The 15,321-nt window shown below is 52.2% G+C and carries 14 protein-coding genes and 1 other RNA gene; 2 read left to right on the forward strand and 13 right to left on the reverse strand.

The features are described from left to right. From LLG09_08610 to larA, 12 genes are all read right to left on the reverse strand, one after another. Positions 1–330, reverse strand: a 330-nt coding sequence (locus tag LLG09_08610) for a nitroreductase (protein ID MCE5197170.1), incomplete at its 3' end; no start/stop codon positions are given. Between the two features lie 12 nt (positions 331–342). Continuing rightward, entirely contained in the window at positions 343–1,083 is a 741-nt protein-coding gene (locus LLG09_08615) for a SagB/ThcOx family dehydrogenase (GenBank protein MCE5197171.1), read from the reverse strand. A gap of 129 nt (positions 1,084–1,212) precedes the next feature. Further along, positions 1,213–1,806 (reverse strand): ATP-dependent Clp protease proteolytic subunit, encoded by a 594-nt coding sequence (locus LLG09_08620; protein MCE5197172.1) that lies wholly within the window; start codon positions 1,804–1,806, stop codon positions 1,213–1,215. A gap of 76 nt (positions 1,807–1,882) precedes the next feature. After that, positions 1,883–2,398, reverse strand: a complete 516-nt coding sequence (locus LLG09_08625) for a GNAT family N-acetyltransferase (GenBank protein ID MCE5197173.1) — start codon at positions 2,396–2,398, stop codon at positions 1,883–1,885. Between the two features lie 128 nt (positions 2,399–2,526). Next, positions 2,527–3,126 (reverse strand): recombination mediator RecR, encoded by a 600-nt coding sequence (gene recR / locus LLG09_08630; GenBank protein MCE5197174.1) that lies wholly within the window; start codon positions 3,124–3,126, stop codon positions 2,527–2,529. 41 nt (positions 3,127–3,167) lie between these two features. Continuing rightward, complete coding sequence (locus tag LLG09_08635) at positions 3,168–3,533, reverse strand: YbaB/EbfC family nucleoid-associated protein (GenBank protein MCE5197175.1); 366 nt, start codon at positions 3,531–3,533, stop codon at positions 3,168–3,170. Between the two features lie 5 nt (positions 3,534–3,538). Further along, entirely contained in the window at positions 3,539–5,314 is a 1,776-nt protein-coding gene (gene dnaX / locus LLG09_08640; protein ID MCE5197176.1) for a DNA polymerase III subunit gamma/tau, read from the reverse strand. A gap of 247 nt (positions 5,315–5,561) precedes the next feature. After that, positions 5,562–6,914 carry a M20/M25/M40 family metallo-hydrolase gene (locus tag LLG09_08645; protein MCE5197177.1) on the reverse strand — a complete coding sequence of 451 codons (1,353 nt, stop codon included), beginning with the start codon at positions 6,912–6,914 and terminating at the stop codon, positions 5,562–5,564. A 157-nt stretch (positions 6,915–7,071) separates the two neighbouring features. Continuing rightward, an RNA gene (ffs, locus tag LLG09_08650) (signal recognition particle sRNA large type) lies at positions 7,072–7,326 on the reverse strand. A gap of 84 nt (positions 7,327–7,410) precedes the next feature. Further along, positions 7,411–8,598 (reverse strand): methionine gamma-lyase, encoded by a 1,188-nt coding sequence (gene megL / locus LLG09_08655; protein ID MCE5197178.1) that lies wholly within the window; start codon positions 8,596–8,598, stop codon positions 7,411–7,413. A gap of 180 nt (positions 8,599–8,778) precedes the next feature. Then, the gene (locus tag LLG09_08660; GenBank protein MCE5197179.1) at positions 8,779–11,007 is read right to left on the reverse strand and encodes a DEAD/DEAH box helicase; all 2,229 of its coding nucleotides are present in this window, start codon (positions 11,005–11,007) and stop codon (positions 8,779–8,781) included. Continuing rightward, complete coding sequence (gene larA, locus LLG09_08665) at positions 11,001–12,251, reverse strand: nickel-dependent lactate racemase (protein ID MCE5197180.1); 1,251 nt, start codon at positions 12,249–12,251, stop codon at positions 11,001–11,003. The genes LLG09_08660 and larA overlap by 7 nt, the downstream gene beginning before the upstream one ends. 212 nt (positions 12,252–12,463) lie before the next feature. Between larA and iorA the strand changes: the two genes are divergently transcribed. Then, the gene (gene iorA, locus LLG09_08670; protein ID MCE5197181.1) at positions 12,464–14,221 is read left to right on the forward strand and encodes an indolepyruvate ferredoxin oxidoreductase subunit alpha; all 1,758 of its coding nucleotides are present in this window, start codon (positions 12,464–12,466) and stop codon (positions 14,219–14,221) included. Between the two features lies 1 nt (position 14,222). Next, complete coding sequence (locus tag LLG09_08675) at positions 14,223–14,801, forward strand: indolepyruvate oxidoreductase subunit beta (protein MCE5197182.1); 579 nt, start codon at positions 14,223–14,225, stop codon at positions 14,799–14,801. 106 nt (positions 14,802–14,907) lie between these two features. Here LLG09_08675 and LLG09_08680 read toward each other — a convergent pair. Further along, positions 14,908–15,321: hypothetical protein (locus LLG09_08680; GenBank protein MCE5197183.1), on the reverse strand; the 414-nt coding region annotated here is incomplete at its 5' end.

Consider the following 15,321-nt stretch of genomic DNA (forward strand, 5'->3'; position numbering starts at 1 on the left):
AACGGTGCGTAAAGTGGCCGGCCGCTTGCTGATCTGTTTGATGCCTTGCGTTGACCAGAGCAGATAGGATAACTCCGCCAGCGTGAGCGGCTTTTCCGCATATTTACGCAGGCTGACTCTCTTATTGATCGCGTCGGTCAGATCAATTTGATTGACCGCAACCGACTGCGGCTGCGGCAAATCAAAGATCGGCCGATCCGTAGGCGCAGCATCGGTTAATTCCGGCTGCGGCAGCAGTTTTGCCTGATCGGTCGGTTCCGTTTGATATTTATATTTGGTATATTCCATAAAAGCCGGGCCGATATGTAATTTTTCCAGTCCTGCACGCATTCTGATTTCCTCCTACTCTTTTTTACCGACAGCAGCCACATAAATCGGGAAACGCTCGACCCCGTCAAGCTGAAAATAGCGGCTGATCAGATCGTCGTCGAAAGCTCCGATGGCACAGCAGCCCGCCTGCATTGCTTCACAGGCCAGATAAAGATTTTGCCCCACATGTCCGATATCCTGAAACAGATCGCGGTACCCGCGTTCAGCATAGCGCCAATAGGTTCGGTAAGCAACCGCAATCCAAAAAAAGGTGACTGCCGAGTTTTTTACCATAGCCTGATTCATGCAAGCAGCGGTGAGTCTTGCGTTCCAGGCCGTATCCTGTTCAATTTGAATCAGACAGTGATCCAGCGCGGCATATTTATAGAGTCCGGGCGGCAGCCCAACCACCTTATTGATCAGTAAATAGGTCTCAAAAGCATGTCGGGATCCGCCCGACGGCACAGTACGCAGAGTAGCGGGACGGGCGGTCACCTGTTTGATCCCTTGCGTACACCAGAGCAGATAGGACAATTCATCCGGCGTCAATGGTACGTTGCTGTATTTGCGGACGCTGACCCGGTTGTTGATGGCCGTAAATAAATCAACCTTCGGGACTGCCGCCGTATGAGGATTTGGCAACTGAATCAAAGGCAAATCTGTGGGTGTTGGGTCTGTCAGAGCCGGCTGCGGCAGCCCTTTCACCTGATCGGTATCTTCCGTTTTGTACTTATATTTGGTATACTCAACAAATTGCTGACCGATTCCTTTCATGCATACGCCTCCAATCATCATGAGATATCTATTATTTCGTGCCGCGTTTGAATTTTTCCTTCCTGTTTTCTCCGCAGCATGAAAAAGACCGCATCCCATTGCACAAAATGGAATGCGGCCGCCCCGCTGTTATTTATTTTTATTTTCAAAAATCTGGTCGATCAGACCGAATTCCAGCGCTTCCGGCGCTGTAAAATAATTATCCCGATCGGTTCGATTTTCGATTTCCTTGATATCCTGTTTTGTATGTTTGGCTAAAATCTCATTCAAAGTTTGGCGGATACGCAGAATCTCTTCCGCCTGAATCTTGATATCGGCTGCCTGCCCCTGCGCGCCGCCCAGCGGTTGGTGAATCAGGATGCGGGAATGCGGCAAAGCCATGCGCTTTTTCCCGGCCGATAAAATCACCGCTGCCATCGAAGCAGCCAATCCCACGCAGATGGTATTGACCGGTGCTTTTAAGTACTGCATGGTATCATACAGTGCCAAACCCGAGTAAACTTCACCGCCGGGAGAATTGATATAAAGATTGATTTCCTTCTCCGGATCTTCCGCTTCCAAAAACAGCAGCTGCGCAATCACCAGATTGACGCTGTACATATTCACTTCACCGTTTAAGAAAACGATACGGTCCCGCAGCATACGGGAAAAAATATCATAGGAGCGCTCACCCCGGCTGGATTGTTCTATGACAATCGGCACTAAATCGTTTCGTATTTCCATTTGAAAACCTCCTGCTTCTTTTTTGACGGGCTGCAGAGTATCCTCACCCGCTATGCTTTGTAGTATAGCACAAAGGTCAGGAAAGGTCAATACTTTTTCCTTTGATGCTGCCCCATGTTTTGCGCATCAGCAATTCGTCAACACCGTCATAGATAAAATCCTTGAGTACCCCGATCGCTTCATAGCCGAGACGTAAATAGAACTGCTGTGCCGCCAGATTATCGACCGAAGTCAGCAAAAAGAGGTTCGGACCGCTTTCCTGTGCCAGCAATTCGGCGGCAGTCATCAGCAGCCGTCCGATGCCATGCTGGTGGTAGCGATAATCCACCGCAATCAGTTTGATGTAGGCACTCCAACCAAACACATTCCTGGGCTGCAGCCAGACCAGTCCGCGCAGCTGATCCTGTTCAATGGCGGTAAGAATAATATCATCCGTTTGCAGCGCCGCAGACAGTGCGGCTGCTATTTTCTCCTCTGTGTACTGGTAGGGACGGAAGACCGGATTTTCGGCAATCAGACAACCGGCTTGCGCCACCTGCGCGGGTTGTAAATGTCCCAAAACATAGAGGTCTTTCTCTGTTTGTCTTTCCATCTGTCCCATCCTCTCCGTTGTCACCGGGGGTTCGTGACTGCCCCGGTCGGCTCTCGTGAAAATTCGCGGCAGCGGCAAAATTCAAGCCGGCGCTTTCTGCTCCGGCGGATCTCCCGCCTCATTTTCACTTAGATTTCTCTTCTGCCTTCCAAAGATTTCAACAGTGTAATTTCATCGGCATATTCCAAATCTCCGCCGACCGGCAAACCGCGGGCAATCCGCGTCACCTTCAATCCGGCGGGTTTTACCAGGCGGGACAAATAAAGCGCTGTGGTTTCCCCTTCGATAGTAGGGTTCATGGCCAGGATCAATTCTTTGACAGTCCCGTCCGACAAGCGCAGCTGCAATTCCCGGATCTTTAATTTTTCCGGACCGATTCCTTCACTGGGTTGGATCGCTCCGTGCAAGACATGATACAAGCCCTTATATTCTCTGGTTTTCTCCATCGCCATCACATCGCGCGGATCGGAAACAACACAGATCATCGATCGATCCCGCTTGTCGTCGCTGCAGATCACGCAGGGATTGCGATCCGATAAATTGCAGCATATGGAACAATAATGCATCTTTTCTTTGGCTTCCAACATCGATTGCGCCATCTCACGCACTTTGCTTTCGTCCATTTGAATGATATACATCGCCAGGCGCTGAGCAGTTTTGGGACCGATACCCGGTAAGCGGCTCAACTGAGAAACCAATTTCGTCATTGGATCACCAAAGGAATACATGAGACACCTCTTTCAGGACAACTTTCCAGTACGCCGTTGGCTTAAAACATACCGCCCGGCATTTTGAGATTGCCATTGATTTTTTCCATTTCGCCATCGTATAATTCTTTTGCTTTACGCAGCCCTTCGTTGATCGCCGCCATCAGCAGATCCTGCAGCATTTCCGGATCGCCCGGATCCATGGCTTCCGGCTTGATCAGAATGGACTGCAGGACTCTTTCACCGCTAAAAACGACGCTGACCGCCCCGCCGCCGACCGATGCTTCCACCGTCTTCACTTTCATTTCTTCCTGTAATTTCGCCATATCCTCCTGCATCTGAGCCTGCAGTTTCTGAGCCTGCTTCAGCAGCTGCTGCATATTACCGGCACCACCGCCGCCAAATCCACTGTTTTTGCCTCCACGCATCGTGATCAATCCTTCCCTTTTTTGCTATTTTTCTTTTCCGGTCTGATTATGTCAACTTTGTTTTGGCCGGCCAGCGCATAAGCGGATTGCAGAAACCAATCTTCTTCCTGCGGTAAACTTGTTTCCCGCAGCAGCGGCGCCGGACTGATCGTCTCTTTTTTCGGCAAATCGCTGATAATTTCCTTTTGTGTTTTAGAGATAAATCTGAGAGGTATGCCCATCGCGGCAGCGATTGCTTTTTCAATCACGGCGCGGTTATCGGCTTTCTCCATGACTTTTTTATGAAATTCTGCCTGAAAAACCACCATCAGGGAATTTTCATTCGCCTCATAGAGTTCTCCCTGCTTCAAGACCGCATGGGCGGATATTTTTTCCCGCAGCACCTGCTGCAAAATGTCCGGCCATTTCGCTCTGACACGAGACAGCCAGTCATCCGCGGCAGGCACCTCTGTTTGCTGCGGATTTTGCTGCGCTGCCGCGCTGAGTTCGGCGGCAGACAAATTAACCGGCTCTGCCACAGCAGCGCTGGCTGCTGTTTCCGGTGTTTCCCGGCCGGCCTGCGTTTGCTGCTGCTGAATCGGCTTTGACTCTGACGAAGGGCTGTTATTCAGCCTTGCTTCTGCAGGCGGCGCCGACTTTGACACCGCAGTCTGCGGATTCTCCGACCGGTTTGTTTGGACAGCAGAACCGCCTTGTGTATTTTGCTGTTCCAACTGTTCGATCCGCGCTTCCAGCTTTTTCAGACGGTCCCCGTAACGGTAGGCTTCACCCGCCTTAAACATGGCCAATTCCAGAATCAGGCGTGGCTGCGCTGCCTGTTTCATTTCCCAATCGGCTGTGGCCAGAATATTCAGCAATGTGACCAGTTGCGCGGGTTGAAGATCGGCAAGGGGGGATTTTTCTGTCAGCCAATCGCGCAGCTGCTGCAGCAGATCCCGCAGGAACTGGATCAAGTCCTTGCCTTCCCTTTCAATGCGGTCCAATAAAGCCAATAGCTCCGGGATATCTCCCGCCAGCATCGCCTCAATTGCCTGCCGCAAGGTTTGCTGATCGACCGATCCCAAGACCGCCAGCAAATCATTCAGGCTAATCGTATCGCCTGCATAAGAAAGACATTGATCCAAGAGTGATAAGGCATCCCGCATGCCACCCTGCGCCCGGATTGCCAGCACCCGGAGAGCGTCCTCGCTGATCGTAAAATGTCCTTGCTCGGCGATCATCCGCATCTGCGTGATCATCCCCTGCGGACTGATCCGTCTGAAATCATAGCGCTGACAACGCGAAAGGATGGTCAGGGGTACTTTATGCACTTCCGTGGTAGCCAAAATAAAGATGATATTGGCCGGCGGCTCTTCCAGCGTCTTTAATAAGGCATTGAATGCCTCCGGGGTCAGCATGTGAACTTCATCGATAATATAAATCTTGTAGCGCGATTCTGCGATATATTGCAAGGCTTGCCTGATTTCACGGATATCGTTGATGCCGCGGTTGGAAGCGGCATCGATTTCACGCACATCCACCGAAGTCCCTGCATCGATGGACCGACAGGAAGCGCAGACGCCGCAGGGGGTCAGGGTGGGGCCCTTTTCGCAATTGAGCGAACGCGCCAAAACGCGTGCGATTGTGGTTTTACCGGTCCCGCGCGGTCCGCTAAACAGATAAGCATGCGCCAGCCTTCCCTGTTTGATCGCATTGGAGAGGGTTCTGACAATATGTTCCTGTTCGACGACCTCCGCCAGGACTTTCGGTCGATATTGTCGATAAAGCGCTAAATAAGCCATTCGATCCTCTCCTTACGCACACCGGATATTGTGTTTTCATTATAGCATAATTGAGTTCAAAACGAAAGGGTGATTCGGCAAATCAGTCGCTCGCCGCGATGGCAAATGCCAGAACAGTCCCGCAATCAAAAAGCTCGGGCAGTGCCCGGCGGCGGTTCGGCTTCCAGCCGGGACTGCACTGTCGGGTAACCGTCCAAGCCGGTGACTGCAAACAGCCGATGCCGTTCACGGAACGGAAAGAGCGGCACTACTCGCTTTGCCTGGCATATTGTTCGATGAATTCCCGATAAAAACGCACCGCTTGCTCAAAACCATCGCTTGGCATGCGTTCATTGACCGCATGCATGGTCGGCAGCGTTTCGCTATCAAAATAGAAGGGAGCAAAACGATAAACATGATCACAAATCGGATAATATTTACCGGAATCGGTGCCTCCCATCACGAGATACGGTGTAATCAGCGTGTTGGGAAATTGCCCGCTGATTAAGCGGCGGATCAACTGCAGAGGGGCGCTGTCGGTCGGTGAAACCGGCGAAGGATTTTTGCCGCTGAGTACTTTGACTGTCACTGCGGGATCGACGATCGATTGCAGATACTGCACGAGCGAATCCATCGTGTCGCCGGGCAGCAGACGGCAATTGACGATCATCACAGCGCGCTCCGGCAGAATATTGGCCTGGGCGCTGCCTTGCGCCATAGTGACGGCCATCGTACTGCGGATCATAGCATTGGTCATAGGACTTTGCTGCAGATACTGCTGCAGCAGCGGCCAATTGGCTGCCGCCTGATTCAGGATCGGAGCCAGCTTTCCCATCTCCGGTGCGATCGTCCGCAGTGTTTCTTCCACCAATGGCAGCAGGCGTGCCGGCATCGGATGTTCTTCCACGGCAACGGCCGCCCGGGCGACTTTCCCCAGGGCAGTCGAGGCTTTGGGTGTGCTGGAATGGCCGCCGCTATCACTGACAGACAGCTCGACATTGACACTGCCTTTTTCGGCAACTCCGATCACCGCCAGACGGGAACTCACACCCAATATAGTTCCATCCACCAAAGTGCCGCCTTCATCAATCACGCAACCCAGGCGGACGCCGCGCTCCTGTAACAAATCCACGATTTGCTGAGCGCCGGAGCTGTCGCCGGGCGCCACGATTTCCTCATTGTGACCGTAACAAAGATAGAGATCATAAGGCGGCTGATAACCCTGACTTAGCAATTCTTCCACCGCTTCCATCTGGGCGACGATCTGACATTTGGTATCGCCGGTTCCCCGGCCCCAAATCATGCCGTCCGCCAGATCGCCGGAAAAAGGATCATGATGCCATTTGCTCAAATCCCCCACCGGTACCACATCCAGATGCGCCATCAGGGCAATCGGTAAGGCGGAACTGCCGCCGCTGCCCTGCCAATGATAGAGCAAGCTGGCTTTGCCAATCACTTCGCGGTGCAAATTCTGATGGATCAAAGGATAGGTCTGTTCCAGATATTGATGCAGCCGAGCAAATTCATGAAAGTCAATCTCGGCTAATTCTGCGCCGGAAACCGTTTTACACCGAACCATACCCTGAAAATTGCTTAAAATTTCTGCATTGCTTCGTCTCATACGGATGATTCCTCCCCTTTGCTGCTGACTGTCCTGCTCAAGAAAGTTCTGCTAACCGGATAAGCATACTGCATTTTTCTGCAAATTGCAACAATATAATAAAAAAACGGTCTACGAAAACCGATCGTAAACCATTTTATCTGAGATGAACAAGGCACCGCGCCCTACCCTTGAACAGCGCTTTCAGCCGCGTTTTAACTCAAAACTCACTCAGACGACTCGCATCACCCGCGCAAACTGCTTATCGTTGCTACCTTCCGGTCCTGGCGAGGTTCACAGCGCAACGTCGTGCGAGGCCCGAGGTCAACACCTTGAGCAAAACCGAATCCGATCGGCGTCATCCTTGCAGCAGGTTTTCGGCCCGGCCAAGCGTTCCGGTTACAGGGTGCCGCAGATTCCCCGTCTAGCGCGATGCAAGTTGTAGTTTAGCAGAAACCCCCTGAAAAAGCAAGTGCTTTTTAGGGGGTCACTGAAAAAACGTTTTCTAGAAGTCAGATTAGATCAAGGCCAGAGCCTGCTCCAGGTCGGCGATGATGTCTTCCACATTTTCCAGACCGACCGAGATACGGATTAGATTCTCAGAAATACCGGCGATAGCCCGTTCTTCCGGCGTATAGGGAGAATGTGTCATACTGGCCGGGTGCGAAATCAACGTTTCCGTATCACCCAGGCTGACTGCCAAACGACAGATTTTTAAGGCATTGACCAATTGTTTGCCTTGCACAAGACCACCCCTGACTTCAAAGGCAATCATGGCGCCGGGCAGACGCATTTGTTTGTCGGCCAGCGCTTTTTGCGCAAAATCTGGCAGACCGGGATAATAAATGACCGCAATTTTCTCGTGATGCGCCAGAAAATCCGCGACCTTCACGGCGTTGGCGCAATGAACATCCATGCGGACCGCCAGCGTTTTTAAACCGCGCAGGACGAGGAACGCATCAAAAGGCGACATCACAGCGCCGGTCATATCCTTTAAGCCAAAGTAACGCACCCGGGTCATGAATTCTTTGCTGCCCATGGCAAAACCGCAAATGACATCGCCATGCCCATTCAGATATTTGGTGCCGGAATGAACGACCACATCCGCACCGATGCTCAGCGGCTGGGTGATATAGGGAGTGGCAAAGGTATTATCGACCAGGACCTTACAATCGGGCACCGTATGCGCTATTTTGGCTACTTCGGCGATATCCACTAACTTTAAAGTGGGATTGCAGGGACTTTCGATATAGACCAGTTTGGTATTGGGACGCATGGCGCTTTGCACTGCTGTCAAATTCACCGCATCCACAAAAGTGACTTCCACATTCAGACCGGAAACGCCATGGTTCAAAAGGGCAAAGGTACAGCCATACAGCGTTTTATCCGCGACAATATGGTCGCCGGCTTTGACCGAGGACCAAATCACGGAAGCGATGGCTCCCATACCGCTGCTGAAGGCAACGCAGGCTTCTGCTTTTTCCAGAATCGCCAGGCGTTCTTCCAATTGACGGACGGTTGGATTACCCAAACGCGTATAAATAAAGCCATCTTCTTCCAAAGCAAAGCGGCGTCCGCCCTGATCCGCATCGTCAAAAACAAAAGTAGAGGTTTGATAAATCGGTGTGTTCAAAGCGCCGTATTGATCGTGCATGTGCTTGCCATGAATTGCCTGGGTGGAAAATCCCGGTTCTCTCTCTTTCATGTCCACTCGCCTCCCATTTTTCTCTTTTTTTTGATTATAGCACTTTCAGAAGAAAAGGGAAAGCGATCAAAGAAGCGAGATTTCATTTTTTTGACGAACTTTTTTTACTTTCTGGAGCAATTGTTCGGCAAAACACGGTCGCTTGGCTCGCCTTGGCTGCTGCCTGAGCGCCTCCGCCCACTACCGGGGCGGCTGTTCCTCGTCGATATCGAAGCTGGAAACAACACGACGGGCAGGTTCTTTTGTCTTCTCTTTAACCGGTTTCTTTGCTGCGCCGCCAGTTTTTTGGCCGGCCTGAGCTTTGCTCTGCGCTTGCGCACGGGCAGCCGCTCCGGCGGCAGCGTTTGCCATTTTTGCTGCGGCTTCCCTGCTGTTTTGCTGCGGCAACGCCGCCGCAGGCGAACCTGTTTCGATCGCGTGAAAAAAAGCGGCTACTTCCGTCAATTGATCAATCACCGGCGCCGGCGGCAGATCACGGATGAAGCGGCGTCCGTAGGTTTTACTGCGTATGCGTTTATCCAAAACGGCAATCACACCGCAGTCTGTTTTGGAGCGAATCAGGCGCCCAAATCCTTGCTTCAGGCGCAAAGAGGCTTGCGGCAGGGTATAACTGTAAAACGGTTCTTTGCCATCCCGCTGCAGGGCTTCCATGCGCGCCTGCTGGATTGGTTCTGTCGGTACGGCAAAGGGTAATTTCACCAGGATCACCAGGCTGAGCGCCTCTCCCTGAACATCGACCCCTTCCCAAAAGCTGGTGACCGCAAAGAGAACCGCATGACCGTCTGTTGAAAAATGGCGCAAAATCTCATCCCGTCGTTTTTCCCCCTGACACAGCACCGCATAACCCCATTCTTCCAGTTTGGCATGACAAAGTTCATATACCTCTGTCAGGGAACGGTAAGAAGTAAATAAAACAAAGGCACGCCCTTTGCTGATGCGAATCAATTCCAGCACGCGCTGCGCCACAAAAGCGTGAAATTCTGTTTGATTAGAATTGGTTGGTTCCGGACCGTCTGTCGGCAAATAGAGACGAGCCTGATTTTGATAATCAAAGGGAGAATCCAGACGCAGCCAGTTGGGATGATCCAACCCCAAGCGGGAGATTAATTCGCTGGCTAAGGTCGCCGAGGTGAGCACCACCGGCATCCTGGAAAAGAGACCTTCCTGCATAAACTCCGCAACAGAGACCGGCGCACAGGCGAGACGCATTTTGCGCAGTTCACGATTATCCGGATTCTCAAACCAATAGGCATATTGTTCCGGGTCAGACATGCCGCAAAGCTGCTCTAAGGCATTGAGGATCTGAGCAGTCCGCATACCAAGACCGCGAAAGGTCATCTTCTGCTCTTCATTTTGTGAAATTTCCGTCAGTGCTTTCAGTTCGGCTTGCAACTGGAGAAAATCCAGCGACAGCGTATCGACAATCTGACCGCTTTTGCGCAGGCGTGTGGTTTTGTCCGGCCACTGCGCGGCCAATTGAAACAAAAAGTCACCGGAGCGACGTAAAATCGTTTCCATCAAGCTTTCCAGACGTAAAAAATCGCTTTCATCCGGCCATTTCAAGATGCCGCCCGGCCGTAAGGCGTTGCGTACTGCAATCGACAAGTAGAGGCATTTGCCGTAAGTAAATTCGCTGGAGAAATGATCCGTCGCATAATCTTCTACACTTTGCGCTTCATCCAGGATGACAGCGTCATAATGCGCTAAAACGCCCTCGCTCTCTTCGCTGTATTCATTTTCCCGTTGTACAGCCAAGTCGGCAAAAAACAAAGCGTGATTGGTAATCAAAAGATCCGCTTCTTTTTGTTTCTGACGCGCCTGATAAAAATAGCAATCGCTGTAAAACGGACAACGGCCCCGCAGACAGAGATCCGCTTCCGAACCGATATCCGCCCAGAGGCTATCGTTCACCCGAAAGGGGATTTCTTCTCTATCTCCCACCCGAAAACCATTGGCATAGTATAGGTCCAGGATCCGCGGCCATTGCCTGGCGTCAGCCGCCTCCCGGTAAAGCTCGATTTGCCGGCTGGCTTGGGCAAAGGCGGTCAATTTCCGCAGACAGATATAGTGGTTACGCCCTTTCACCAAAGCGGTATGAAATTCCAATTCTCCTGCCAGTATCTTTTCCAGGGCGGGAATATCTTTTTGCACGATTTGTGACTGCAATTGTAAAGTAGCGGTTGAGATCACAACCCGCTTGCCTTCCGCTTTGGCATAGAGCAGCGCCGGAATCAAATAGGCAAATGTTTTACCCAAACCGGTCCCGGCCTGCACCGCCAACGGCTGCCCGCTGTTCAGCGCCTGATCAATCCCTTCCGCCATCGCCAATTGACCTTCCCGATGCTCATGTCCGGGAAAGCGCTGTGCCAATAAACCGTCCCGTGCAAAGAGATCATTCAGCGCTAACATAAGGCAGCCTCCTGCGGCAGGGTATAGCAGGCATAGGGCATCAGCCAAATCGATTCGGTCTGCTGCCGGGCCGCCATTTGCAGCGCCTGCTGCAGGTTTGCAGCGGGTTCCATAAAAGCCTGCCGCACCAGCTGATCCGGCAGCTCGGAAACCAGAATCACGCGTGCCTGCATCGCCACCCGGGCAATGGCCGCCGCCTTATGTCCACCCAGCAAAAAGCCGCGCTGCAGGCGCTGTAAGACCTGCTGGGGCTGTCCATTCGCTTCCTGCAGCCATTCGGCAAAGACCGCTTCTCCGTAGCCTTCCGGACAAGCTGCCAACAAGACGATCGTACCCCCCGGCTGCACGGCGTGCGCCGCATTATCCAGGGCTTTCTGCGCCTGATATAAATTCACATCTTTGGGATGACCGCCGGCGGAAGCAATGACCAGAGTTGCTTTGCGGGCAATCGGAATTTTATAGAGGCGGTCAATGATCTGGCAGCCGGCCCGATGCGCCAGGATTGGGTCACCGGCACAGACCGCGACTACTTCTTTGCTTTCATTTTGTACCAGATTTAAGATGAAATCGATGCCGACGAGCTGACCGGCTTCATCGATGTCTTCCCGGACAGGATTGCCTGCTAAAATTCCGCTGGCAGAACCCGCTTCCAATTGCATCCGGTGGTTATTGGCAATCGCCGCTCTGGTGGAAAGGCCGGGCATCATGGCTTTGGCGCCGCCGGCATAACCGGCAAAAAAATGCAGATCGATATTGCCGGTGCAGATTTTAAAATCCGCTTCGGCAAAACAGCGGTTGATTGCCAGCGGTGTGCCGCGGCTGGTCTTGCCCAGCAGGATGGTATCCAACGGATCGTGATTGATCACACGCACCCGCTGACAGGTCTCGCTGCCCACCAATGCCGTTAATTCTGTTTCTGTTAAGGCGCGGTGAATCCCCAAAGCGACCAGAACGCTGATTTGCTCCATCGCAATTCCGGCGCCGGCTAATTCATCCAGTAAAACAGGCAGCAACAATTTGCTGCGCACCGGTCGTGTCCCGTCGCTGATGGCAATGGCGATCCGGCGCTTACCGCGCATCATTTCCCGCAAAGGCGGCGTCCCCAGGGGGTTTTGCAAAGCGAGCCTGATTGCCGCTGCCGCATCCTGCAGCACTGGCAGTTCCCGCGGCAGGATTTCCCCCAGCAACTGCTGCGGCGCCGCCTGGTATTCAATCCAATTTTCACCATATGCCAATCGTGTCATTCGATTCACCGCCATTTTAATTTTCTTATATCAGAGTTTCTCTCTGCCGGATGGGTTTCCCTGCCGCAGCGCAAGATATCGCAGAGTTTCTCCTCAAAGCTTTGCAAGCCAAATGTTTATCCGGTTTTATAAGCAGGAACAGCAGAAACAAAAGGAGAATTCAGATCATGCAAACTTTTTTGCGTTCTATAGAGAAAGAGGAGGAGTATCTTATGTCTGTTGTTCTTTTATCCGGCAACGAGGCGCTTGCCCGCGGCGCCTATGAAGCCGGCGTACAGCTGGCCGCCGCCTATCCGGGCACGCCAAGTACCGAAATCCTGGAAAATATCGCTCAGTACAAAACCATCCGCTCCCAGTGGAGCCCCAATGAAAAAGTTGCTACCGAAGTCGCGATCGGCGGAGCGATCGCAGGCGGTCGCTCCCTGGTGTGCATGAAACACGTCGGTGTCAATGTAGCGGCCGATCCGCTCTTTTCTTTTGCTTATACCGGTGTCAATGCAGGTTTTGTCATCGTTTCCGCCGATGATCCCGGCATGCACAGTTCACAAAACGAGCAGGATAACCGTCAGTATGCCAGGTTCGCCAAAATTGGTTTACTGGAACCGAGTGATAGTCAGGAATGCAAGGATTTTATCAAGTTGGCTTTTGAACTCTCGGAAACGTTCGATTTGCCGATGATGGTGCGCATCACCACCCGGATTGCGCATACCAAAGGTTTGGTGCGGCTGGAAGAGCCCAGTCTGCCTCAGCCCAAGGCCTATCAGAAGAACTTCGCAAAATATGTCACTCTGCCTGCCAATGCCAGACGCTTACGGGTCAGCCTGGCGGAGCGCTTACATCGATTGGCGGAATACAATGAAACTTCTCCCCTCAACCGGATGGAAATACAAGATAAAAGCCTCGGTGTCGTCACCAGCGGCATCTGTTATCAATATGTGAAAGAAGCTTTACCCAACGCATCCGTGCTGAAATTAGGCATAACCAATCCCCTGCCGCTGCAGCTGATCAGCCAATTTGCCGCGCAAGTGGAAGAATTATGGGTCGTGGAAGAATTGGATCCATTTATGGAAGAGCAAATCAGTGCCGCCAGCATTCCCTGCCTGGGCAGCAACGGCTGCATTCCTTTCTACGGCAAAGAATTGCTGCCGATGATCGGGGAATTGTCACCTTCTATTCTGCGTGAAAAAATCCTTGGCCAACCGGCCGAAAAAGCTGAACCGGCGCCTTACTCGCCGGAACGGCCGCCGGTTCTCTGCCCCGGCTGCCCGCATCGCAATGTGTTCTATACGTTACAGGAATTGCACTGTACGGTGACCGGTGACATCGGCTGCTATACCTTAGGCGCCCTGCCGCCGCTCAGCGCGATGGATACCTGCATCTGCATGGGCGCTTCCATTCCCATGGCGCTTGGCATGGAAAAAGTTCACCCGGAAATGGCCGATCGGCTTGTTGCTGTTTTGGGTGACAGCACTTTTTTCCACTCCGGCATGACCGGATTGGTGGACCAGGTTTATAACGGCGGCAGCGCTACGATTCTCTTGCTCGATAACAGCATTACCGCCATGACGGGTCATCAAAACCATCCCGGCACCGGCATCCAACTGAACGGCCAAGTTTCTGTCAAAATCAATTATGAAAACGTCATCCGCGCCCTGGGGGTCAACCGTGTTTGCACCGTCGACGCCTATGATTTGGCAGCCTTGCGCCAAGCCATCGAAGCAGAACTGGCCGTGCGCGAAGTCAGTGTGATCATAGTTCGCCAGCCTTGCGTCCTGATCCGCAACGATCTGACCGGGCGCTGTCAAGTCAATCCAAAGCAATGCAAAAACTGCAAAGCTTGCTTAAAACTCGGCTGCCCTGCCATGACACAGCAGGACAAAAAAGTCTTGATCGACCCGACGCTTTGCGTGGGCTGCGGCGCCTGTCTGCAGTTATGCAAATTCGGCGCCATTGAAAAGGGAGTGAACTAATATGAAACGCACAATTCTCTTGGTCGGTGTCGGCGGTCAAGGCACGATACTGGCGGCAAAAGTTCTGGCCCAGGTCGGTTTAAATCTGGGCATGGATGTGAAAATGTCAGAAATCCACGGGATGGCTCAGCGCGGTGGTTCTGTTGTCACCCAGATTAAAATGGCCGAGAAGGTTTATTCACCGCTGATTGAAAATGGGGAAGCCGACGAGATCATTTCCTTTGAAAAGCTGGAAGCGCAGCGTTACTTACCTTTGTTGAAAAAGAACGGTTCCATCGTTTATAATGATCAGGAGATTGCCCCTATGCCTGTCGTCATCGGAGCGGCGCAGTATCCCGGCAATATTGAAGCGGTATTGGCGCAATATACCAGTCAGGTTCACAAAGTAGCGGCAAGTCAATTGGCGGCGCAGCTTGGTAATCAACGTGCCGTCAATATTCTCTTGCTGGGAACGGTGGCGGCCGGCTGGCAGGACACACCGAAACAGGTCTGGCTGGATGCTTTGACTGCCGTCATTCCCGCTCGTTATCTGGAATTAAATCGGAAAGCGTTTGAAGTTGGTTATCAATATGGTCAATAAGCTGTGTTTCGCTTAAAATAGATTGGAGCTGCCAATTTGCGCAGCATGAGTAAAAGCAGCCGTGTGCCCATAATCATCTGGGTATTGCGGCTGCTTGTCTGTTTTTTTAGCAATCAATTGACTCTCCCGCCAGAACAGCGTTGGCGTTCGCCATCAATTGTTCTTCCCATTTTGCCAGGCGAGTCAGCGCTTTGGAAAAATCCTGATACTGAAGAGCTGCTGCCTCATGGACATCACTGCCCAATAAATGCACGCGGCCCGTTTGGATCCATTTTCGGTAAATTTGACCGCCCCAAATTGAATGAAAGGCTGCGGCATTGACCTGAGCCAACACCTCCAACTCCAATAAACGCTGCGTCGCTTTCACCGGATAACGGTCCACATGCGCGATTATAATGTGAAAACCTCGCGCGGCAACCGCAATCAGCTCGTCGTATGACCACGGGTCAGGCACACCATATGGCATCTCAATCAGGATCATTTCCGTTGAGCCGATCTTCAGCAATTCCACACCGTCAAG

The sequence above is a fragment of the Negativicutes bacterium genome, assembly GCA_021372785.1.
Taxonomy (GTDB): Bacteria; Bacillota; JAAYKD01; order JAAYKD01; family JAAYKD01; genus JAJFTT01.